This window comes from Stenotrophomonas sp. Steno-C18, from assembly GCF_056393195.1.
In genome coordinates this window covers 298,845-320,596 of record NZ_JBWJOX010000004.1, presented here as the reverse complement: position 1 = coordinate 320,596, position 21,752 = coordinate 298,845, and the positions used below count along the sequence as shown (strand labels likewise).

Genomic DNA, 21,752 nt, shown 5'->3' with positions numbered 1-21,752 from the left:
GGTGCGTGATCTCCTTGCACGTCCGCCAGGTGGGAGCCCCGGTTCCCCGGGGGAGAGAAACAGGGGCTCCCTGGAACACCCGGCCATTGGCGGATGGCCGGGCTTGTTGCTCAGGACAGGGCAATCACCTTTGCAGGTGACCTGTTCGATTACGGGCCTTCGCCACCACCGCCACCGCCGCCGGTGGAGGGCTGGGCAACGGCCAGTGCCAGGCTGTTGGCCTGCAGGTTGCCGGTGCCGGAAGACACGTTCACGCCGATGTTGCCGGAGGCATTGGAGAACGCGCCGCCGGACAGCGAGGCGGTGTTGGTTGCATCCACCGCGATCCAGTCGATGTCGATCACGTGGCCACTGAGGCTGGCGGTCAGGTCAGCCGTGCCCATCTCGGAGAACGACAGGTTGCCCTTCTCGTCGGTATCCCACGCCATGCCACCCACGCCCGGGCGGTTCGGATTGGCGACGGCACCCTGGGTCTGGTTGTCCCAGTCGGTATGGCCGGTCTGGTTGCCACCGGTGTGCGTGTTGCCACTCCAGTTGTCCGGGTAGAAGTTGGTCTTCTGGTAGGAGTTGCCGGTGCCACTGTAGGTACCCGATCCGGTGCCCTTGGTGGTGCCGGTGACCTTGCCGGACATGTTGATGGCGTAGCTGTTCACGACGTAGTCGTAGTAGCCATCGTTGGTCACGTCGTTGCCCGAGGACACCTGGTTGGAGCTGATGCTCGAGGTGGCATAGGCACTGGTGGCGACCGAGGCGGCCAACGCGTTCTTCTGCTCGTTGTTGTTGCCCGAGGTGACGTTCACGCCGATGTTGCCGGCCGCACCGGAGAAGGCATTGCCACCGATGCCGGCGTTGTTGGTCACGCCGTAGTTCATCGTGGCGTTGTTCATGCCGCTCTGGTTGACGAAGACTTCGGCGTCGGCCATGCCGAAGCTGAAGGACGCGTCGGCCGCGGACAGCGCTGCGGCGTTGTCCTGGGCGTTGTTGTCGCCGGCGGCGACGTTGAAGCCCAGGTTGCCCGAGGCATTGGAACCGACGTCATCGCCAATGGCGGCATCGTTGGTCAACAGCCCGTTCTCGGCGGTGTTTCCCGAGATCGACTGGCGGTTGTCGATGATCGCGATCGCCGCCGAGTCCAGGTCGATGTTGCCGGTGATGGTCGGGTCGCCGGAGAAGTTCACGTCCGAGCTCAGGCGCATGTCCTTCTCGAGGTTCACGTCGACGCCGTGGTTGTTCTTTTCCTTGCGCTCGTCGGCGGTGATGTTCGAGGTCTTCTGCACCGTCTCGGTGACTTCCTTGTTGCTCACCGAGTTGCTGCGGGAGTCGCGGTAACGCAGCACGGCGGCGGCGTCGAGCTTCAGGTCCACGTCGGTGTCGACGTTGGTATTGATGTTGGTGTTGGTATTGGTGCGCGTCTCGTTCACGTTGTGCTGGTGATCGATGTTGGCGCTCTTGTTCTGGTTGTCCGCCGCATTGGCAGCCGCACTCATCGTGAATGCGGTTACCGCCATGGCGAGTACGGTCCATTTAATCGCTTTCATGGTGCCCCTCTTCAGGTTCTCTGATGCATCGGGTGGATGGAACGATTGCTCACGGGATGGCCTGCACGGAGATGCTCAGGCTGTTCGCCGTTGCATTGCCTGATCCCGCGATCTGATTGAGTTGCAGCACGCCGTCGAATCCGCGCATGGCGGATGCCTCCACGCCCACCCTGCGGGTGGCACGTGGATCGCTGGCGACAGGCTGCTCCCCCGCCGACGCGAGCGCTGCCGAGGACGCCATCGCGTCATCGCTTGCCTCGCGTATGCCCTGTGCGGCCAGCGTCGCGCTCACGGCGTTCAACGCCGTGTTGCCACCACCGCTGGCCTGGTTGATCGATGCGATGCCGCTGGCCCCGGCCAGCGCATTGCCACCGATGGAGGCCGAGGCCTGCAGCGGTGTATTGAAGACGTTTCCGTGCTGTTGCTGGCCGACGCGCACGCCGGCATCGGCGTGACGGCCACTGGCCATGCTGTGCAGGTTGGCCTGCAGGTTGAGGTCGCCGGCGGCCTGGTTCACCTTGATCGAGCCGTTGCTGCCGGCCAGCGCGTTGCCGTCGATGCGGCTGTCGGCCGACAGGTACGACAACATGCCGTTGTAGCTGTCCGCCTGCGATTGCGCACCGGCCAGCGCTGGCGCTGCCACGCAGGCCAGGCCAAGCAATGCCACGACGGTCGGGTGCAGGCGCTTCATTTGCCACCTGCCGGCTGGCCGAGCGGGAACTGTGCCAACGCGCCGCGCACCTGGTCGCCGATGCCACGGGTTGCACCGCCCACCGCGCCCATCGGGCCGCCGATCGCACGGGACAACTGGCCACCGGAGAGCGGGCCACCGTCACCGGTCACGCGGCCCAACGTGCCGCCGACCACGCCACCGGTCACGCGCTCCACCGTGGTGTGGCCATGGCCCGCCATCCCGGCATCGGCCAAGCCGGACTGCATGTCCGCGTAGTCGGCATCGCTGAGTTCGTCCATGCCCCCGGCGCCCAGCGCCGAGCCAAGCTCCTTGCGCGGTGACGGGTCGGCGATCAACGCCATGCCCGGCGGCTGCATGCGATACGCCGGCCGCGCCGAGACATCGCGCAGCAACACCATCTCGCCGGGTTGTGCCTTCACGCCCTGGCGTGCGCCCGATGCCTGTGCGACACCACTGGCCGCCAGCAGCAAGGCCATCGCGCCCATCAGGGCGATACGTCGATTGGTGGTTGTGCTGTCCATTGCTTCCTCCCTGCCGGGTTTCACGGGAGGAGTGAGCAGCAACCATGCCAACAGGATTTTTACTTCAAATACATGCAGTTACGATGAAAGCGTAACAACGCCTGCTGTATCGCTGTCACACCGGCAGGCCGGGAGCCCGGCCGTAAGGGCCCTCCATTCAGTGGGGCTCGGGCCAGCCAATACGTGCCTTCCGAGGGGTGTATCGGCGGTGTTACAGCCCGCTGTTACAGCCTGCTACACCCCGAACGCGCAAGGCCGGGTTGCCCCGGCCTTGGATGCGGACGAAAGCGATGTCACGCCCTCAGCTGCGGGGGTCGCCCCCCGCGGTGATGGCGGTCCTCGACCCGTCGTAGACCTGCTGGTCGAGCAGCCCGGTTTCCTTGGCCACGATCACCGGCACCACCATCTGCCCGGTGACGTTGGTCATCGTGCGCATCATGTCCAGGATGCGGTCGATGGCATACAGGTAACCGATGGCCTCCAGCGGCAGGTTGGCCGCGCTCAGCACCACCGTGGCCATGATCACCGCCGTGCCCGGCACGCCGGCGGTGCCGAAGCTGCCCAGCACCGAGGCGATCAGCACGATCAGGTACTGTTCCGGGGTCATCGGCACGCCGGTGTACTGGGTGATGAACACCGCGCACAGCGCCGGATAGATCGCGCCGCAGCCGTCCATCTTGATGCTGGCGCCCAGCGGCACCGCGAACGATGCGTAGTCCTTGTTGACGCCCAGGTTGTCGGTGATCGAACGCATCGCCACCGGCATCGCCGCGAAGCTCGAGGAGGCCACGAACGCCACCTGCATGCCCGGCGCGGCGCCACGGAAGAACTTCCACGGGTTCAGGCCATGGACCAGCAGCAGGCTGCTGTACACCACCACGATCTGCAGCGCGCAGGCCACGTACAGCGCCAGCACGAAGTTGCCCAGCGGCAGCAATTTGTCGAACCCGTAGCTGCCGACCAGGCCGGCGATCAGGCCGAAGGTACCCAGCGGGGTCATCTCCAGCACGAAGCGGGTGACCTGGATCATGATCTCGCTCATCTGGCCGACCAGCTTGCGCGCCTCGCTGACCTTCTCGCCCAGCTTGACCATCGCAAAACCGAGCAGCCCGGCGAAGAAGATCACCGGCAGGATCGAGCCGCGCCCGGCCGCCAGCACGGTTTCACCGGCGGCATTGACCTTGGTGCCGATGCCGGCCAGTGCGTAGAACACGTTGGACGGCACCACGTCCATCAGCACCTTGGTCACCGACGGCACGTCGCGCGGCGTGTAGGTGCCGTCCATGGCCAGCTTCAGGCCGCCGATGCCCGGTTGCATCACCGTACCCACCAGCAGGCCGATGCCCACCGCCAGCGCGGCGGTGATCACGAACCACAGGAAGGTCCGCCCGCTGAGCGCGGCCAGCGATTTCTGCCCGTGCAGCGAGCCGATCGCATTGACCACCGCGAAGAACACCAGTGGCACCGCGATCATCTTGATCAGGGTGACGTACAGCTCGCCCAGCGGACCGAAGAAGGTCTCGGCCGCCGGCCCCATCGCCCACCCCGCCAGCGCGCCGAGCACGAAGCCGCCGACCACGCGTAGCCAGAAGGGGATCCGCAGCCAGGCAGACACCACGTTCATAGAAGGAATCCATCAGAAAATCCAAGCTGGGCACGATAGCGCAAGCCTTGCCACAGCACGATCCCGGCAGGGAAAAGCTGCGTGTCATATGCATGCCTTCCGTGCTTGACCATAATGAACGCCTGACAACATGCCAGCGACACCTTTCCCGATGCACAAAGCCACATTCCTTTCCGCCGCCCTGACCTCCCTGCTGCTGGGCGCCTGCGCCAGCACCGCCCCGCAGTCCAGCACCGCCGCCGCGGTCAGCGTGGACGTGCCGACGGTGGCCCATCCGGCCGGTGAAACCCCGCAATGGTGGTACCGCGATGGCGCGGCCCGCGCCGCCGGCAATGGCGCCATGGCGGGCAAGGCCAAGAATGTGATCCTGTTCCTGGGCGACGGCATGAGCCTGACCACCGTTGCCGCCGCGCGCATCCTGGAAGGCCAGCGCCACGGCAGCTCGGGCGAGGAGAACCTGCTGTCCTGGGAGCGCTTCCCGGCCACGGCGTTCAGCAAGACCTACAACACCGACTCGCAGACGCCCGACTCGGCCGGCACCATGACCGCCATCACCACCGGCGTGAAGACCCACATGGGCGCCATCGGCGTCAGCGCCGGTATCCGCAGCGATTGCAGCGACAGCCTGTCCAAGGGCCTGCTGACCTGGCTGCAGCTGGCCGACAGCGCCGGCCTGGCCACCGGCATCGTCTCCACCGCCCGCCTCACCCATGCCACCCCGGCCGCCACCTACGCGCATTCGCCGGAACGCAACTGGGAGAACGACACCGACCTGCCGGAAGCAGCCAAGGCCGCCGGCTGCGTGGACATCGCCCAGCAGCTGCTGTCGACCTCGCGCTACGGCCAGGGCCCGCTGGTCGCACTGGGCGGCGGCCGCGGCCAGTTCACCACCGTCAACGAGGAAGACCCGGAGTACGCGGACAAGGTCGGCCTGCGCCTGGACGGCCGCAACCTGGTCGCCGAATGGCAGGCCGCCCACCCGCAGGGCGCCTACGTCTGGAATGCCGACCAGCTCAAGGCCGCGGCCAACGCCCCGGCACTGCTGGGCCTGTTCGAGCCGGACCACATGCAGTATGAGCAGGACCGTTCGAAGGACCGCGGCGGTGAGCCCTCGCTGGCCGAGCTGACCCGCGCCGCCATCGCCAACCTGTCCAAGCACCAGGACGGTTATGTGCTGATGGTCGAGGGCGCCCGCATCGACCACGCCAACCACAGCGGCAATGCAGCCCGTGCACTGGGCGACACCATCGCCATGTCCGACGCGGTCAAGGCCGCCGTGGAAGCCACCTCGGCCGACGACACGCTCATCATCGTCACCGCCGACCACTCGCACACGCTGAACTTCGTCGGCTACCCGGCACGCGGCAACCCGATCCTGGGCAAGGTCAAGGACAAGGGCGGCGAAGACGGCGCCGGCAAGCTGGACCTGGCCCGCGACGGCCTGGGCCTGCCCTACACCACGCTCAGCTACGCCAATGGACCGGGCTACACCGGCGCCAGCAACCAGCAGCCGGCCGGCCCGAAGAAGTTCCCGCACGGCCCGAGCAGCTTCGAGCCCGCCGTGGGCCGCCCGGACCTGACCCATGTCGACACCGAGCACCCGGACTACATGCAGGAAGCCCTGGTCCCGGCCAAGGCCGAATCGCACGGTGGCGAGGACGTGGGCATCTGGGCACGTGGCCCGGGCAGCAAGGCGGTGCGCGGCACGATGGAACAGAACACCATCTACCACCTGATCGTGCAGGCCACACCGCGCCTGCGTGCGCGCCTGTGCGAGCTGGGCACCTGCGATGCGCAGGGCGTGCCGGTGGAACTGCCGCAGCCCAGGCAGTTCGAACGCAAGGCGCCGTGAGCCGCGCGCGACGGTATCGGTTCGGCGCGGTGGCAGCCCTGCTGCCACTGCTCGCGCTGTCCTGCCTGGCGCATGCCGGGGAGGCCTGTTACCGCCGCGACACCGGACGTCCCGACGTGCTGCCCGGCTGCAAACAGACCGCACCGGGCACGCTCGTCATCAGCGCGGCCGCACTGGCCGCGCTGCAGTTCGACGAGAACGGGCTGGCCGCCCTGCAGGCCGGCCACCAGTATTACTACGTGCGCCGCGATGGCCGGCACCTGCCGGTCATCACCTACGACAATGGCCCGGACTATTTCCAGGAAGGCCTGACCCGCGCCCGCGTGGACGGCCGCATCGGCTACTACGACACCCAACTGCAGCCGGCCTTTGGCGAACATTTCGACTGGGGCTTCCCGTTCGAGAACGGCAGCGCCGAGGTCTGCAATGGCTGCCACGAAGGCCCGCCGGACGCCGGCGGCCATACCGGCATCGTCGGTGGCACGCATTTCCGCATCGACCGGCAGGGCGCGCATCTGTCCACCGCGCGTTGAAGCATCGGCGCCCTGCCCCGCATTGCGGCCGCCGCAACCGGCGCCGATACTCGGCACCGCCATGAACCTGCTTTCCCCTGCCCTGCTCGACGCGGCGTCCGTCCATCCGGTGATGGTCGGCTTCAGCGGCGGGCTGGATTCGACCGTGCTGCTGCACCTGCTTGCGCAGGCGCCGGGCCGCGCCGCCGGCAGCGTGCGCGCCGTGCATGTGCACCACGGCCTGCAGGCGCAGGCCGACGCCTGGGCCGAACACTGCCACCAGGTATGCGCGGGCTGGGGCATCGCCCTGCAGGTCATCCACGTGGCCGTGCGCCGCGATGACGGCGACGGACTGGAAGCGGCGGCGCGCACCGCGCGCCATGCCGCCTTCCAGGCCTGCCTGCAGGCAGGCGAATGGCTGGCGCTGGCCCACCACCAGGACGACCAGGCCGAAACCTTCCTGCTGCGCGCCCTGCGCGGTTCCGGCGTGGACGGACTGGCCGCGATGCGGCCATTGCGCGCCTTTGGCCATGGCCAGCTGTGGCGACCACTGCTGGAGGTGCCGCGTGCAGCGCTGGAAGCCCATGCGCGGCGCCATCGGCTGCACTGGATCGAAGACCCCAGCAACCAGCACGATGAGGTCGACCGCAATTTCCTGCGCCTGCAGCTGATGCCCCTGCTGCGCCAACGCTGGCCGCACGCCGCCACCGCGCTGGCGCGCAGCGCCGGCCTTGCCGCGCAGGCCAGCGACCTGCTGGCCACGCAGGACGACGCCGCGCTGCAGTCCTGCACGGACGCCTCCGGCGCGCTGCGGATCGACGCCCTCGGCGCCCTGCCCGACACCGCGCAGGCACGCGTGCTGCGGCGCTGGGTACAGCAGCAGGGGTTGCCGCCATTGCCCGGCAACGGTGTGCGCGTCATCCAGCAGCAGCTGCTGTCCGCCGGGCATGACCAGCCCGCGGAATTCCGCTGGCAGCACGCCCGCATCCGGCGCTGGCGCGGGCAGTTGCATGTCGTGCCTGCGCTGTCGCCCTGGCCCGCCGGCTGGCAGCAGCCCTGGCAGGGCGATGTCCCTGCCCTGCTGCCGGACGGCGGCGTGCTGACGCTGCAGGGCGCGGACCGGCTGGACCGTCCACTGTTGCTGCGCCAGCGCAGGGGCGGGGAACACATCCACCTGCCGCAGCGCACGCACCGCCACGCGCTCAAGCAGTGCCTGCAGCAATCCGAGGTCCCCCCCTGGCTGCGACCGCACCTGCCCCTGCTCTGCGACGGGGACGATGTCCTGGCCGCCGGCGACCGGATTGTTTCCGGCACGCTGCAGCACTGGCTGCAGGCACATGGCGCGCGCCTGCACTGGCAGCCGCCGCACCCGTCGAATTGACCCTTTCCCGCTGGCCGCTACACTGGCGCCATGCCCAAGAAGTCCCCCAATGAAGCCTCCCCGGTCGCCCACTTCGAGCAGTCGCTCGAGGAGCTGGAGCAACTGGTCGAGAAGATGGAAGCCGGCGACCTGAGCCTGGAGCAGTCACTGACCGCCTATGAGCGCGGCGTGGGCCTGTATCGCCAGTGCCAGCAGGCGCTGGAACAGGCCGAACTGCGCGTGCGCCTGCTCACCGATCCGGCCCAGCCCGAGAAATCCGAGCCTTTCAGCAGCACCGGCAATGACGACTGACGCCCTGTTCGCCGCTTGGCTGCAACGCACCGAACAGCACCTGCAGCACGTCCTTCCCGATCCCGAACGCGCCCCGCAGGGTCTGCACCAGGCCATGCGCTACGCCGGGCTGGGTGGCGGCAAGCGCATGCGTCCACTGCTGGTGCATGCCGCCGGCCACCTGTTCGATGCCGCACCGGCGCGGCTGGATGCCGCCGCCGTCGCGGTCGAGCTGATCCACGCCTATTCGCTGGTGCATGACGACCTGCCGGCGATGGATGACGACGACCTGCGTCGTGGTCGCCCGACCACCCATATCGCCTTCGACGAGGCCACTGCCATCCTGGCCGGTGACGCCCTGCAGACCCGTGCCTTCGAAGTGCTGGCCGAGGCCGAGATGCCCGCCGAGCTGGCATTGGCCTGCCTGCGCACCCTGGCCACGGCCTCCGGTGCCGCCGGCATGTGCGGCGGCCAGGCGCTGGACATCGATGCCACCGGCAAGCAGCAGTCGCTGGCCGACCTCAAGCGCATGCATGCGCTCAAGACCGGCGCGCTGATCCGCGCGGCGGTACGCATGGGGGCACTGTGCGGCAATGCCGGCAGTGACGACCTGGCACAGCTGGATGCATTCGCCGACACACTGGGGCTGGCGTTCCAGGTGCGCGATGACATCCTCGATGTCGAAGCCAGTTCCGAACAGTTGGGCAAGACCGCTGGCAAGGACCAGGCACAGGACAAGTCCACCTTCCCCTCGCTGCTGGGCATGGACGGTGCGAAGGCCACGCTCGAGGAGCTGGCCAAGGCCATGCAGGATGCATTGGCCCCGTTCGGCGCACGTGCCGGGGCACTGGCCGCGCTGGCCGAACTGACCGTCCGTCGCAGGCACTGAGGCTGCCCGAGCGGCCTCGGCGGCGAAGAAGCCGGGACAGCTGGAACAATGGCATCTCCGACGCCGGCGGCAGGCATCGCCCGTCCCACGGCCAAGGCCGCGCTCACCGCTCCCCTTCGCATCAGGAACAAAAAAGCCCGGGAAATCCCGGGCTTTTTCCTGCGACCAGCGCGCTGATTACTTGATCAGGCGGATGGTCATCGGATAGCGGTAGGTCTGGCCCTTGTTGGCAGCCAGGCCAGCGATGATGCTGAACACGATGCACGCAATCCATGCAGCGAAGTTGATCAGCGCGCCGATCAGGATGATCGTCAGGATCGTGCCGATGATGTAGACGCCGATCAGCGTGATCTGGAAGTTGAGCGCCTCCTTGGCGTTGTCGGACAGGAACTTCTTGTCCTGGTTGTCCTTGTTCACCAGCCAGATGATCAGCGGCACGATGAAGCTCAGGATGATGCCCGACAGGTGCACCAGCATGGCGATGGTGTTGTCATCCGAGCTCGAGTTTCCTGCCGGTGCCGGCGGAGGCGTGGTGTTCTGATAGTCGCTCATTGCTTCCCCTAGATCCTTGTTATGGGTTGAAAGATACGCCGACAGTGCCGGTGTAAGGATGGCTCCATGGCCATTATGAGAATAGTCCGACCTTTGACAAGGATCCGTCAATCATTACCCGCAATTGTCATCTTTCCGACCAAAATTGACCCCACCGACACGTGCGAACGCACGTCCACGTCGCTGCCGACCGCTTCAATGCCGGCAAACATCTGTTTGAGATTGCCCGCGATGGTGATGCCGTCGACCGGGTAGGCGATCTGCCCGTTCTCCACCCAGAAGCCTGCCGCACCGCGCGAATAGTCACCGGTCACCCCGTTCACGCCCTGCCCCATCAGCTCGGTGACCAGCAGGCCGGTCCCCATACCTGACAGCATGGACGCACGGTCGCCGGCATTGGCCGCCACGCGCAGGTTGTGCACGCCGCCGGCATTGGCGGTGGTCTTCAGCCCCAGCCGCCGCGCCGAATAGCTGCCGAGGATGTACCGCTGCAACACGCCCGCCGACACCAGGGCCGAATCGCGCGTGGCCACGCCCTCGCCGTCGAACGCATTGGAGCGCAGGCCACGCCGCAGCAACGGCAGCTCGTCGATGCCGAACCAGTCCGGGAACAGCTGCGTCCCGGCACTGTCGAGCAGGAAGCTGGCACGCCGGTACAGCGCGCCGCCGGACACGGCCCCCAGCAGGTGGCCGATCAGCGAGCGCGCGGTTTCGGCAGCGAACAGCACCTGCACCTGCCCGGTCGGCAGAGAGCGCGGCTGCAGGCGCGCGACGGTGCGTTCGGCCGCGCGCAGGCCCACCGCCGCCGGGTCGTCCAGGTCTTCGCGGGCGATGGCGCTGGTGTACCAGCCATCGCGCTGCATGCCATCGCCGCTGCCGGCGATCAGCGCACAACCAATGGAATGGTGGCTGCTGCGCTCACGGCCGATGAAGCCGTGCGAGTTGGCATACACCGACAGGCTCTGCGCGGTGGCCGCCGAGGCCCCGTCGGAGTTGCTGATCCGGCCATCGGCGCCGCGACCGGCGGCCTCGCAGGCCAGCGCCAGGTCCACCGCCTGCTCGGCGCCCAGCGCCCAGGGGTGCCAGCCGTCCAGGTCGGGGAAATGGGTGGCCATCAGTTCGGCATCGGCCAGGCCCGCGGCCGGGTCGTCCTCGGTATGGCGGGCGATGGCGCAGGCCTGGGCGACGGTGGCCTCCAGGCTGCCCTCCTGCAGGTCGGCGGTGCTGGCACTGCCCTTGCGCTGGCCGAAATACACGGTCACGGCGATGCCACGGTCATGCGTGGACTCCACCGTTTCCACCTCCCCCAGGCGCACGTTCACGTCCAGCCCGCGCTCTTCGCTGCAGCTGACCTCGGCCTGGGTGGCCCCCATCGCGCGTGCTTTTTCCAGCAGCCGCTGGGAGATGTCGGCCAGCGTTTCCAGGCGTTGCAGGCTGTCGTCGTGGGTGGGGGTATCGGTGGTGATGACGTTCAATGCTTTATCCTTGTAGGGAGATTCCCTTCACATGTGCCCGGCCATCCTTGCCCGGGTGCTGGGTCGCGGGTGCCTCGCCACGCGGCTGTCCGGCCTAGACCGGACCTCATCCGCGACGGGCGGCCCGCCAAACCCCGGCCTCGATCGGCCGGCCTTTCAATGCTTGAAGTTTAGTGGGTAGCAGTGCAATGCGTGGACGTGACGAAGACACCGGTGAGTTTTTCAGTGAAAGCCGCAGCCAGAACCGGCGCGAGGCGCTGGAAGTGCTGGCCCTGGGTGAAAAGCTAGTGGACCTGACCCCGGCCCAGTTGGCACGCCTGCCGATCCCCGAAGGCCTGCTGGAGCACATCGAGTACACCAAGCGCATCACCTCGCACGGCGCGCGCAAGCGTCAGCTGGCCTTCCTGGCCAAGCAGATGCGGCGCGAGGAAGATGAAACCCTGGAAGCGATCCGCGACGCGATGGACGCCAACAGCGAAACCTCCCGTCGCGAAGTGGCCATCATGCACCGCATGGAGCGCTGGCGTGAGCGCCTGATGGCCGAGGGCGATGCCGCGCTGGCCGAACTGCTGGACGAGCACCCGGACGCCGACCGCCAGCAGCTGCGCACCCTGGTACGCAATGCGTTGACGGAAAAGGCCAGGAACAAGCCGCCGCGCGCTTACCGCGAGATCTACCAGGTGCTGCGTGGGCTGATGTTGACGCCGCAGGCAACCGCAGGGCTGGAAGCAGAAGCGGACGACGAAGACGAAGCGCTGGACGACGACCAGGCATAAGGGCTTCGGCTCCTTGGTGGATTGGTGTTCTCGGCGGTTCGTACGGTAAAGCAGGAGCATTGCCCCCATCCGCCCCATTGGGGCACCTTCTCGCGCAGGCGGGAGAAGGGTTATGACTTCCCGCACAGCGGCAGCTCAAGCCGCGCGCAGACCGCCCTTCTCCCGTGCGCGGGAGAAGGTGCCCCGAAGGGGCGGATGAGGGCGCTGTCCGCCGCCAACCTCAGGCCTGCGTACCGCCCACCGTCAGGCCATCGATCAACAGCGACGGCTGGCCCACGCCGACCGGCACGCTCTGGCCATCCTTGCCGCAGATGCCCACGCCTTCGTCCAGCGCCAGGTCGTTGCCGATCATGCGCACCTTCTGCATGGTCTCCGGGCCGTTGCCGATCAGGGTCGCGCCCTTCACCGGCGCGGTGACCTTGCCATCCTCGATCAGGTAGGCCTCGGTGGCCGAGAACACGTACTTGCCGCTGGTGATGTCGACCTGGCCGCCGCCGAAGTTGACCGCGTACAGGCCCTTCTTCACCGAACGGATCATTTCCTGCGGATCGTGGTTGCCGGCACGCATGTAAGTGTTGGTCATGCGCGGCATGGTCATGTGCGCGAACGATTCACGACGGCCGTTGCCGGTCGGTGCCACGCCCATCAGGCGCGCGTTGAGCGTGTCCTGCATGTAGCCGACCAGGATGCCGTCCTCGATCAGCGTGGTGCACTGGGTCGGGGTGCCTTCGTCGTCGATGTTGAGCGAGCCGCGACGGCCATCGAGCGTGCCGTCGTCGACGATGGTCACGCCCGGCGAGGCCACGCGCTCGCCGATGCGGCCGGCGTAGACGCTGGTGCCCTTGCGGTTGAAGTCGCCTTCCAGGCCGTGGCCCACCGCCTCGTGCAGCAGCACGCCCGGCCAGCCCGGGCCAAGCACCACCGGCATCACCCCGGCCGGGGCCGGGATCGCCTCCAGGTTCACCAGCGCCTGGCGCAGGGCCTCGCGGGCGAAACCTTCCGGGCGGTCTCCGGCGAACAGTTCCTCGTAGCTGTAACGTCCACCGCCGCCGGCATAGCCGGACTCGCGGCGCCCGTTCTGCTCGACGATCACCTGCACGTTCAGCCGCACCAGCGGGCGTACGTCGGCGGCGAGCACGCCATCGCTGCGCGCGATCAGCACGGTGTCCACGCCACCGGACAGGCTCACCATCACCTGCTGCACGCGCGGGTCGGCCGCGCGCAGGTAACGGTCCAGCCGCTTGAGCACCTCGACCTTGGCCTCGTTGCCCAGACTGTCCACCGGGTCCAGCGCCGGGTACAGCGCGCGGCCACTGCCACGCACCAGCGACCGCACGTTCTGTGCCCCGCCTTCGCGGGAGATGGCGCGCGCCGACTGCGCGGCCGCCAGCAACGCCGCCGGCTGGATGTCGTCGGAATAGGCGAAGCCGGTCTTCTCGCCGGCGATGGCGCGCACGCCCACGCCCTGCTCGATGGAATGGGCGCCGTCCTTGACGATGCCGTCCTCCACGCTCCAACTCTCGCGCCGCGAATGCTGGAAATACAGGTCGCCGAAGTCCACCCCCGGCCCCAGCAGGGTGCCGAAGGTGCGTTCGAGGCGGTTGGCGTCCAGGCCGGCCGGCAGCAGCAGGCGGGTCTCGGCAAGCGTGAGGGCGTTATCGGTCATGACTATCCAGATGGGGGCGGGCCCGCGCGAGGCAAGCCGGCGGTGAATCAGGGGGTGCGGGCGGCGTCAGTGGCGGCGGGCGGCGGCGCGGCGCGGGTTTCGTCGCGGTCGATCACCTCCACCTTGGGATCCTTCCACGGGCCGGTCACCTTGTAGGTCTTGGCGCCAATGGTACCCAGCGGCTTGCCGAGCACGGCATTGGCGGCCGCGCCCACCGCCGCCCCGACCGGGCCGCCGGCCACGGCACCGACCACGGCCAGCAGGTTGCCCGAGCGCGGGTTGACGTCGATGGTCTGGTCGAACTGCTGGCTGCGCAGGTCGGCCTGGCCACGGATGGTGATGTCGGCGGCCGGTGACTCGATGCCGATCCGGTCGGTACTGGCCAGACCACCGGCGAATCGCACATGCCCTTCGACGTGGTTGAAGGCCAGGCCCTTGGAAAACAGGTCGCGGAAATCGAACAGCAGCCGGCGCGGCAGCTGGGCCACGCTGAGCAGGCCCAGCACGCGGCCGGCGCCGGGTTCCACTTCCAGCAGCTGGCCATTGCGCACGCTCATGTCCAACCCGCCTTCCAGACTGGCGGCGCTGAAGGCCATCGGTGAACCGTTCCAGCCGGCCTGCAGCTGCATGCGCCCCTCGCCGCCGCGCACCTGGCCGCCGTAGCCCAGCCGCTGCAGCAGGTCGCCCAGGTCTTCGGTCTGCACGTTGGCGCTCATCTGCGTGGCCGCACGTGCACCGACGCCGCGCCATGTGCCCTGCAGGTCGATGACCTGCCTGGGCGCGCGCACCTGCAGCTCCTGCACCTGCAGGCCGTCGGGCAAGGGCCGGGTCCGCAGGCGGGTCTGGCCCAGCTTGAGCGCACCGAACTCCAGGTCGCCGATGTCCAGCGCCAGCGGCGGGATGTTGGCCGGGTTCATCGGTGCGAGCGGGGTGTCCGAGGACTCCACCGTCGCCGCCTGGGCGGCCTGCCAATGCACCCGGTCCAACTGGCCGCTGACGGTTCCACCATCGGCGGTGGGAATGTGCAGGCTGCCGGCCAGCGCCGGGCCATTGAGCTGCACCGCGACCGCATCGGCCCCGGGTCGCAGCTGCAGACGGGTCTGTTCGAAGCGCCCGCCGATCAGCAACAACTGGTCGGCCAGCACGTCCACCTGCTTCAGCGCCAACCCGCCCGGGTCGCTGGAATCGCCGCCCTTGGCCAGGCTGATCCACTCCAACGCATCCAGCGACGGGGTGCGGCCATTGACCATCAGGCCATCGGCCGGCGGCTCGTGGTCGACCCGGTCGCTGCCCATCGTCACCTGCACGCCGGTCTTGCCATTCTGGCTGCGCGCGGCCAAGGCCATCACCTTGCCGAAGGCGACGTCGATGCGGCCGGCGCCCATCGGCAGCGCCGCCTGCACGTGCGTGGGCAGTGCGTCGGCCGCAGGTTTGTTGAGCGGCGCCGGCAACTGCAGGCGGGTGCCCTGCAGGTTCGAATCCAGGGTCAGCAGGGTCGGTGCCGCGGTGCGTGCGCCCACTGCGGTCGCCGGCAGGGTGACGCCCACGGTCCAGTCCGAGGTGCCATGGATGTACGGTTTCAACCAGCCCAGTTCCGGCGCGCGATCGAGCAGCTTGCCCGCGTCCAGGGCAGCGGTCAGCTCGGCCTCGAAGGCATGCGAGGCATCCTTCACCGGCATGCCGGCGCGCAGGGCCAGCACGCCATCCCGCTCCTGGTGGCGAACCTGCAGCGCCGGTGCCTCGAAGCCGCCGCCGCTGTAGTTGATCTTGCCGCGCACATTGTCGAACTGCAGGTCCCAGCGCTTGTCGGCCATCTGCACGCCGCGCAGGTCCACGTCGCCCTGCAGCACGCCGGGACCCTCATCGCGGTGCAGCGGCAGCATCAGGTCGAAGTTGACCGCCGCCGGGCCGCGCAGGGCCAGGTTGTCCAGCGTGTCGCCGTAGCTGGCCTGCAACGGGCTCTGCCGCAGCATCGCCAGCAGGCGGTTGCTGTCGTCGGCGGTGGTCGCCTTGACCTGCAACCGCGACTGCCCCCAGTCGGCGATGCCGGCCTGGATCTGGTCGACCTTCACGCCGGCCAGTTCACCCTTGCCGTGCACGTCGAAGCCGGCACCGATGAAGGTGATGTCCGCATCCATCCGGCGCATCACCGGCCAGTCCTGGTGGAAACGGATGCTGCCATCGACGATGTGCCCACCGGCCTCGAACCGACCGTTGTTGCCCTTGAACGGCCAATCATCCAGGTCGCCCACCGCCAGGCCGGTGGCGCCGCGCAGGGTGCCGTCGACCAGCGCCGCGTCCAACCAGTCCACCGCGGCCTTGCTCATGCTCGAACGTACCCAGAACCCCTTCGCGGCGGTCAGCGGCACGTCGTCGATCTTGGCCGCCAGGTTGATCCACGGCCGCGTGCCGTCGCCCTGGAACCACAGGCCGCCGCGCACGTCGGCGGCGTAATCCTTGCCCTGCACGCGCAGGGCCGGCGTCCCCACCTGCCAGCCGGCACCTTCGCGCCAGCCGATCACCTGCCCGGACAACTGCAGCTCATGCAGCACGCCGAAACCGGTGGGCCAATCGAAGCGCACGACGTGGTCGGGGCGCAGGTCCAGCGACACCGCCTGCCCGTCGCCTTCGAAATGCCCGCGCAGGCCACTGATGCCCGGGCTGTTGCCGACGGTGCGGAAACTGGCATCGAGGAGTTCACCCTCGGCACGCACCGGGCCATCCGCGCTGCCGGCGATACGCACAGCACCGAAACGCATGCTCGGCCGCGACTGGTACAGCCAGCGGCGCAGGCCAGGCTCGACCCGGTCGCTCAATGCCGCCACCTGCAGCAGCGGCGCCACGTCCAACTGTTGTCCCTGCAGCGCGAAATGCTTGCCGCCGGCCAGCAGCAGGCCGTCGAGCACCTGCGACCCCGCGCTGGTACCGTCGTTGATGCGCAGGCGCGGTGCGTCCACCCGCCAGCCGCCATCCAGCGCGGTCCAGCGCGCGCGCAGCTGCAGGTTGCGGAAGCTCACGCCCGGCGCCGCGGTCGCGCCCTGCAGCGGCGCGCCGGACAGCTGCACCTGCTCCAGTTCGCCTTCGGCGGTCACCGCGACCACGCGGTGGTCCTGCAACTGCACCCAGGCATTCAACTCGCCGCTACCCTGGCGTACCTGCACGCCGGCCACCTGCAGCAACGGGGACCACGCGGCCAGGTCGGCCGGCTCGGCGGCGAACCAGGCCTGGCCATCGCCCTGCCTGCGCTGGAAATCCAGCACCGCCGTCAGTGGCGGCGCCTGTGTGTTGATCCAGCCCCGCGCGCCGACGCGCAGGCGCTGGCCATCCACGCGCAGGCGTACGTCCACGCGTGGAATCCGGGTCTGGATGCCGATCGACGGCGCCATCACCTGCAGTTGCCCACCGATGACCTGCAGCTCGCCCAGGCGGCGCAGGGCCTCCAGCGGGTCGCCGCCGCTTTCGCTGCTTGGCAGGCCACGCACCGACCAGCGCCCGTCATCGGCGCGCTCCAGGGTCAGCGCCAACCCGCGCAGGCGCAGTTCGGTCAGCGGCTCGCCCGGCAGCAGGCCCGAGTACATCGCCACCAGTACCTCGGCCTGCCCCACCCGCACGCCATTGCCCTGGCCGATGCGCAGCCCGTCGAGCTGCAGCAGCGGGCCACGCCGGGTCCAGCGCGTGTCCAGCCGGTCGAACGCCACCGGCAGGCCGGCGCGTTCACTCAACCACGCGGCAACCTTGTCCGGGTGCGACTCCACCATCGGCAGCAGTTGGCTGATCGTCCCGACCAGCAACGCCACGGCCACGAGCACGACCGCCAGTGCGATGAGCACATGACGGCGGAGGTGACGCAGCCGATAGCGCAACAGCGTGGTCATCGGACCACGCCGTCCTCCCTGACGGGGGTATGGCTGCGGTCAGAGCAGCACGACATCGAACTGTTCCTGCAGGTACTGGTCATCGGCCTGGAAGCGGATGCTCTTGCCGAGGAATTCCTCCAGCTCGGCCACCGCCGCGGACTCCTCGTCGGTGATCCGCGCCACCACCTTGGTCGAGGCGATCACCAGCAGGCGCGCGGCGTCGAACTGGCGCACCGCGCGGGTGATCTCGCGGAAGATCTCGTAGGTCACCGTTTCGGCGGTCTTGATGCTGCCGCGGCCGCTGCACTGCGGGCAGGTCTCCGACAGCTGCCGCTCCAGGCTCTCGACCGTGCGCTTGCGGGTCATCTCCACCAGGCCCAGCGGCGAGAAGTCGTAGACGGTGGTCTTGGCATGGTCGCGGGTGAGCGCCTTCTCCAGCGTGCGCAGCACCTGGCGACGGTGCTCCGGATCATCCATGTCGATGAAGTCGATGATGATGATCCCGCCCAGGTTGCGCAGCCGCAGCTGCCGGGCCACCGTCTGCGCCGCCTCCAGGTTGGTGCGGAATACGGTTTCCTCCAGGTTGCGCTGGCCAACGAAGGAACCGGTGTTGACGTCGATGGTGGTCATCGCCTCGGTCTGGTCGATGACCAGGTAGCCACCGGACTTGAGCGGCACCTGCTTGTTCAACGCGCGGACGATCTCGTCCTCCACGCCGAACATGTCGAAGATCGGGCGGTCGCCGGTGTACAGCTCCAGCTTCTCGTCCAGCACCGGCATGTACTTGGCGACGAACGCCTTGAGCTGGTTGAAGGTTTCCTTGGAGTCCACCTTGACCTTGTCCACGTCCTTGCGGATCAGGTCGCGCACCGAACGCAGCGGCAGGCTCAGGTCTTCGTAGATGATGCTGGCCGGCGGCGCCTCGCGGCCACGCCGCTCGACCACGTTCCAGACCCGCGACAGGTAGGAGATGTCCTCGGCCAACGCCTCGGCCGGCTGGCCCTCGGCATTGGTGCGCACGATGTAGCCGTAGCCACCGTGCTGGGCGGAGATCTCGGTGACCAGTGCCTTGAGCCGCGCCCGCTCGGCCTCGTCCTCGATCCGCGCCGACACACCGACCATCTTGGACTGTGGCAACAGCACCAGGTAGCGCGAGGGAATGCTGATCTGCGTGGTCAGGCGCGCGCCCTTGGTCCCGATCGGGTCCTTGACCACCTGCACCACCACGTCCTGGCCGTCGCGCAGCAGTTCCACGATCGGCACCGAGGAGGGCAGCGGCAGGCTGGGCGCGGTTTCCTCGGTGTCGGCCGCCACCGGTGCAGGGCGCACCACGTCGTTGGCGTGCAGGAACGCCGCGCGCTCCAGGCCGACCTCGACGAAGGCGGCCTGCATGCCCGGCATCACCCGCTGCACCTTGCCCTTGTAGATGTTGCCGACCACGCCACGGCGCCAGCCGCGCTCGATGTGCAGCTCCTGCAGCATGCCGTTCTCGATCACCGCCACGCGGGTTTCGCGCGGGGTGACATTCACCAGGATCTCTTCGGACACGTCCCTTACTCCCCCTTGTCCATGGAATCGTCTGCTGCCACGGCACCGAAGGCCGCCAGCAGCGTGGCCGTCTGTTGCAGCGGCAGGCCCATCACCCCCGAATAGCTGCCCGACAGATGGCGGATATGGCGTTCGGCCCCGCCCTGGATGGCATAGGCGCCGGCCTTGCCCATCGGCTCGCCGGTGGCCACGTAGGCAGCAATCTGCGCCGCGCTCATCGGCGCGAAGCTGACCTCGGAGGTGACCACCTCCAGCGCGTGCCGCCCAGCCGCGGCCAGGGCCACCGCCGTGATCACCTGGTGGGTACGCCCGGCCAGCGAGGCCAGCATGGCCGCCGCATCGGCCGCATCGACGGGCTTGCCGTAGACACGGTCCCCGAGCACGACCTCGGTGTCCGAGCCCAGCACCACCGCCTGCGGGTCGTCGGCCACCCGCGCCAGCCCGGCCAACGCCTTGTCCAGCGCCACCCGTCGCACGTACGCTTCGGCCGACTCCGCGGCCCCACGCACTTCGGGGACTTCCAGGTCCAGGGCGCGGAACGGCACGCCAAGGCGCGTCAGCAGTTCATTTCGGCGGGGCGAGCGGGAGGCGAGATAAAGCATCGCGGAAGGATAACCTGAGGGGACTGCCTGAATGATTGGCAAAGATGCCAAAGTGGTGACAACCCCGGGCCGGCTCACCACCCGTTCATCGCCCTGACTTCACTTTCACGATCCATCCAAGGAGGACCACCATGCGCCATCTCACCCTCGCCCCGCTGCTGCTGTCCCTGTCACTCGTCCTGGGAGCCCCGATGACCGCCCATGCCCAAACCGTCCCCACCGCCGTGGCCAGTGACGCCACCCTGCTGAACATCTCCGCCCAGGCCGAAGCCAAGCGGGTGCCGGACGTGGCGACCCTGTCGGCCGGCGTGGTCACCCAGGCCGTGGACGGCAACACCGCCATGCGCGAGAACGCGGTGCAGATGGACAAGGTGATGGCCGCGATCAAGGCCGCCGGCATCGCCGAGCGCGACATCCAGACCAGCGGCATCAACCTCAACCCGCAGTACCGCTACGCCGAGAACGAAGCGCCGAAGATCACCGGCTACCAGGCCACCAACACGGTCAGCCTGAAGGTGCGTGACATCACCAAGCTCGGCCGGGTGCTGGACAGCCTGGCCGCGCAGGGCGCCAACCAGATCAATGGCCCCAGCTTCGAGATCGACCAGCCCGAGCCGGTCTACGACGAAGCCCGCCTGGCCGCGCTGAAGAAGGCCCAGGCCCGTGCGGAGACCTATGCCAAGTCGCTGGGCCTGCGCGTGCGCCGCATCGTCAGCATCTCCGAAGGCAGCCAGGGCGGCTTCCGCCCGATGCCGATGATGGCCATGGCCCGCTCGGCCAAGGCCGAGATGGACACCTCGGTGTCGCCGGGCGAAAGCAGCGTCTCGGTCAACCTGGACGTGGTGTTCGAACTGGGTCGCTGAGCCCGGGTCATGCTCGACGACAACGGCGCCCAGAGGGCGCCGTTGTCGTTTCAAGGCTCCAGGCACCCACGCCGCTGCCACACTTGGCCTCCCGATCGTGCCCCGCCTGCCACCACCCGGTATGGGACCGGGCTGGGCCCCGCCGCGCTCCGTTGCTGTCTGGCAGATAACCGGAAACCGGACCCCTGCTTGTCGGCACGCGCGATTGCAGGCGCTATGGCCTTACGCGGGCCGGAACCTGCAACCCCGTCCTGTGTCACCGCGCGTTGTTCCTTGTACACGCCCACGCATGGAGGTGGTTTATGGTCCGCACGCAGCATCGTGTCCCCTCGCTCCACGTCGAACCGTCCCGCATCTTCGCCTACAGCACGGCGCTGGCCCTGCATGTACTGGCCGCCGGACTGCTGTTGATCCCGTTGTCCCAGGTCCCGGTGCGCAGCGATGCGGTGCGTGAACCCCGTTGGCAGGTTCCGGACACCAAACCCATCGAACCACCGCCACCGATTCCCCCGACCATCCCGGTCAGCAAGACCCCGGCACCACCAAAGCAACCGGCGCTGCCGGCGCCGGTGGAAACCGCCCCGATGCCGGTGTTCCCCACCGAAGCGGTGATCACCGCGCCGGTCGACGTGGCCCCGGTCGCCGACCCCACCCCTGCCATCGATTCGATCGCACCAGCCACGCCGCTGCAGGGCGTGCAACTGCGCTATGAGCGGGCCCCGGCCCCCATCTACCCGATCGATGCGCTGCGCGCCGGCATCGAAGGCACGGTGCTGCTGCGGGTGCTGGTCGGCCAGGACGGCAAGCCATTGGAAGTCAGCATCGAACGCAGCAGCGGCAACCGCAGCCTGGACAACGCCGCACGCACCCAGGTGCTGCGTCGCTGGAAGTTCCAGCCGGCCACCGACGGCGGACACGCCGTGCAGGCCTACGGGATCATCCCGATCGACTTCAAGGTCGGCTGAGTTGCTGAATGGCCCGCAAGGAGGGGCTTCCTGAACCCTTCCTTGCGGCCAAGCTGAAAACCGCCCCTGTTAATCGATTTTTCACCTCTCCGTCATCTCCAGCGAACCTAGATTCGCGGCCGTCGATGTTCTTCGGCCGCGCCTTCTGGCGGCCATTTCCGCAGTTC

At 68.3% G+C, this 21,752-nt stretch carries 18 protein-coding genes; 8 read left to right on the top strand and 10 right to left on the bottom strand.

Features of this window, described 5'->3' with window-relative positions:
• Positions 1-149: 149 nt before the first annotated feature.
• The 4 genes from AC06FE_RS10840 to AC06FE_RS10825 all read right to left on the bottom strand — a co-directional run bounded on the left by AC06FE_RS10840 (position 150) and on the right by AC06FE_RS10825 (position 4,377).
• Positions 150-1,538 (bottom strand): adhesin, encoded by a 1,389-nt coding sequence (locus AC06FE_RS10840; protein ID WP_478073030.1) that lies wholly within the window; start codon positions 1,536-1,538, stop codon positions 150-152.
• Positions 1,539-1,587: 49 nt separating this feature from the next.
• Complete coding sequence (locus AC06FE_RS10835) at positions 1,588-2,229, bottom strand: hypothetical protein (RefSeq protein ID WP_192286236.1); 642 nt, start codon at positions 2,227-2,229, stop codon at positions 1,588-1,590.
• Entirely contained in the window at positions 2,226-2,753 is a 528-nt protein-coding gene (locus tag AC06FE_RS10830; RefSeq protein ID WP_132864404.1) for a hypothetical protein, read from the bottom strand. Before AC06FE_RS10830 ends, AC06FE_RS10835 begins: the two co-directional genes overlap by 4 nt.
• 301 nt (positions 2,754-3,054) lie before the next feature.
• Positions 3,055-4,377: a dicarboxylate/amino acid:cation symporter gene (locus AC06FE_RS10825; protein WP_192286237.1), complete on the bottom strand. Its 1,323-nt coding sequence runs from the start codon at positions 4,375-4,377 to the stop codon at positions 3,055-3,057.
• A gap of 151 nt (positions 4,378-4,528) precedes the next feature.
• Here AC06FE_RS10825 and AC06FE_RS10820 point away from each other — a divergent pair, with 151 nt between their 5' ends.
• The 5 genes from AC06FE_RS10820 (at position 4,529) to AC06FE_RS10800 (ending at position 9,281) form a co-directional block, all read left to right on the top strand.
• Positions 4,529-6,229 (top strand): alkaline phosphatase, encoded by a 1,701-nt coding sequence (locus AC06FE_RS10820; protein ID WP_478073029.1) that lies wholly within the window; start codon positions 4,529-4,531, stop codon positions 6,227-6,229.
• Entirely contained in the window at positions 6,226-6,762 is a 537-nt protein-coding gene (locus tag AC06FE_RS10815) for a WG repeat-containing protein (RefSeq protein WP_478073028.1), read from the top strand. The genes AC06FE_RS10820 and AC06FE_RS10815 overlap by 4 nt, the downstream gene beginning before the upstream one ends.
• A 61-nt stretch (positions 6,763-6,823) precedes the next feature.
• A complete protein-coding gene (gene tilS, locus AC06FE_RS10810; protein ID WP_478073027.1) occupies positions 6,824-8,122 on the top strand; it encodes a tRNA lysidine(34) synthetase TilS in 1,299 nt (432 codons plus the stop codon).
• Between the two features lie 30 nt (positions 8,123-8,152).
• Positions 8,153-8,413, top strand: a complete 261-nt coding sequence (locus tag AC06FE_RS10805; RefSeq protein ID WP_132864408.1) for an exodeoxyribonuclease VII small subunit — start codon at positions 8,153-8,155, stop codon at positions 8,411-8,413.
• Positions 8,403-9,281, top strand: a complete 879-nt coding sequence (locus tag AC06FE_RS10800; protein ID WP_478073026.1) for a polyprenyl synthetase family protein — start codon at positions 8,403-8,405, stop codon at positions 9,279-9,281. Before AC06FE_RS10805 ends, AC06FE_RS10800 begins: the two co-directional genes overlap by 11 nt.
• 177 nt (positions 9,282-9,458) lie before the next feature.
• Here the strand turns inward: AC06FE_RS10800 and AC06FE_RS10795 are convergent, their stop codons facing one another.
• Positions 9,459-9,833: a DUF4870 domain-containing protein gene (locus tag AC06FE_RS10795; protein WP_132864410.1), complete on the bottom strand. Its 375-nt coding sequence runs from the start codon at positions 9,831-9,833 to the stop codon at positions 9,459-9,461.
• A 107-nt stretch (positions 9,834-9,940) separates the two neighbouring features.
• A complete protein-coding gene (gene pmbA / locus AC06FE_RS10790) occupies positions 9,941-11,308 on the bottom strand; it encodes a metalloprotease PmbA (RefSeq protein WP_478073025.1) in 1,368 nt (455 codons plus the stop codon).
• A 188-nt stretch (positions 11,309-11,496) separates the two neighbouring features.
• Here pmbA and yjgA point away from each other — a divergent pair, with 188 nt between their 5' ends.
• Positions 11,497-12,084, top strand: coding sequence for a ribosome biogenesis factor YjgA (gene yjgA, locus AC06FE_RS10785; RefSeq protein ID WP_478073024.1), 588 nt, complete (start codon positions 11,497-11,499; stop codon positions 12,082-12,084).
• Between the two features lie 220 nt (positions 12,085-12,304).
• Here the strand turns inward: yjgA and tldD are convergent, their stop codons facing one another.
• From tldD to AC06FE_RS10765, 4 genes are read right to left on the bottom strand one after another with little or no spacing between them, the layout of a single operon-like run.
• Positions 12,305-13,750 carry a metalloprotease TldD gene (gene tldD, locus AC06FE_RS10780; protein ID WP_313256181.1) on the bottom strand — a complete coding sequence of 482 codons (1,446 nt, stop codon included), beginning with the start codon at positions 13,748-13,750 and terminating at the stop codon, positions 12,305-12,307.
• Positions 13,751-13,797: 47 nt separating this feature from the next.
• Positions 13,798-17,625, bottom strand: coding sequence for a YhdP family protein (locus AC06FE_RS10775; protein ID WP_478073023.1), 3,828 nt, complete (start codon positions 17,623-17,625; stop codon positions 13,798-13,800).
• 39 nt (positions 17,626-17,664) lie between these two features.
• A complete protein-coding gene (gene rng / locus AC06FE_RS10770; RefSeq protein WP_132864416.1) occupies positions 17,665-19,155 on the bottom strand; it encodes a ribonuclease G in 1,491 nt (496 codons plus the stop codon).
• Between the two features lie 5 nt (positions 19,156-19,160).
• Positions 19,161-19,757: a Maf family nucleotide pyrophosphatase gene (locus AC06FE_RS10765; protein ID WP_323437874.1), complete on the bottom strand. Its 597-nt coding sequence runs from the start codon at positions 19,755-19,757 to the stop codon at positions 19,161-19,163.
• A gap of 131 nt (positions 19,758-19,888) precedes the next feature.
• On the opposite strand from AC06FE_RS10765, the gene AC06FE_RS10760 reads away from it, so the two are divergent.
• Positions 19,889-20,620, top strand: a complete 732-nt coding sequence (locus AC06FE_RS10760; protein ID WP_192286246.1) for an SIMPL domain-containing protein — start codon at positions 19,889-19,891, stop codon at positions 20,618-20,620.
• A gap of 302 nt (positions 20,621-20,922) precedes the next feature.
• Positions 20,923-21,585: an energy transducer TonB gene (locus tag AC06FE_RS10755; RefSeq protein WP_478073022.1), complete on the top strand. Its 663-nt coding sequence runs from the start codon at positions 20,923-20,925 to the stop codon at positions 21,583-21,585.
• The last annotated feature ends 167 nt before the right edge of the window (positions 21,586-21,752 follow it).

Coding starts and splice junctions, on each gene's coding strand:
- AC06FE_RS10755 (WP_478073022.1), top strand. CDS start 20,923: ATGGTCCGCACGCAGCATCGTGTCCCCTCGCTCCACGTCGAACCGTCC.
- AC06FE_RS10760 (WP_192286246.1), top strand. CDS start 19,889: ATGCGCCATCTCACCCTCGCCCCGCTGCTGCTGTCCCTGTCACTCGTC.
- AC06FE_RS10840 (WP_478073030.1), bottom strand. CDS start 1,538: ATGAAAGCGATTAAATGGACCGTACTCGCCATGGCGGTAACCGCATTC.
- AC06FE_RS10825 (WP_192286237.1), bottom strand. CDS start 4,377: ATGAACGTGGTGTCTGCCTGGCTGCGGATCCCCTTCTGGCTACGCGTG.
- tilS (WP_478073027.1), top strand. CDS start 6,824: ATGAACCTGCTTTCCCCTGCCCTGCTCGACGCGGCGTCCGTCCATCCG.
- tldD (WP_313256181.1), bottom strand. CDS start 13,750: ATGACCGATAACGCCCTCACGCTTGCCGAGACCCGCCTGCTGCTGCCG.
- AC06FE_RS10805 (WP_132864408.1), top strand. CDS start 8,153: ATGCCCAAGAAGTCCCCCAATGAAGCCTCCCCGGTCGCCCACTTCGAG.
- AC06FE_RS10775 (WP_478073023.1), bottom strand. CDS start 17,625: ATGACCACGCTGTTGCGCTATCGGCTGCGTCACCTCCGCCGTCATGTG.
- AC06FE_RS10835 (WP_192286236.1), bottom strand. CDS start 2,229: ATGAAGCGCCTGCACCCGACCGTCGTGGCATTGCTTGGCCTGGCCTGC.
- AC06FE_RS10800 (WP_478073026.1), top strand. CDS start 8,403: ATGACGACTGACGCCCTGTTCGCCGCTTGGCTGCAACGCACCGAACAG.
- AC06FE_RS10820 (WP_478073029.1), top strand. CDS start 4,529: ATGCACAAAGCCACATTCCTTTCCGCCGCCCTGACCTCCCTGCTGCTG.
- yjgA (WP_478073024.1), top strand. CDS start 11,497: ATGCGTGGACGTGACGAAGACACCGGTGAGTTTTTCAGTGAAAGCCGC.
- AC06FE_RS10765 (WP_323437874.1), bottom strand. CDS start 19,757: ATGCTTTATCTCGCCTCCCGCTCGCCCCGCCGAAATGAACTGCTGACG.
- AC06FE_RS10830 (WP_132864404.1), bottom strand. CDS start 2,753: ATGGACAGCACAACCACCAATCGACGTATCGCCCTGATGGGCGCGATG.
- AC06FE_RS10795 (WP_132864410.1), bottom strand. CDS start 9,833: ATGAGCGACTATCAGAACACCACGCCTCCGCCGGCACCGGCAGGAAAC.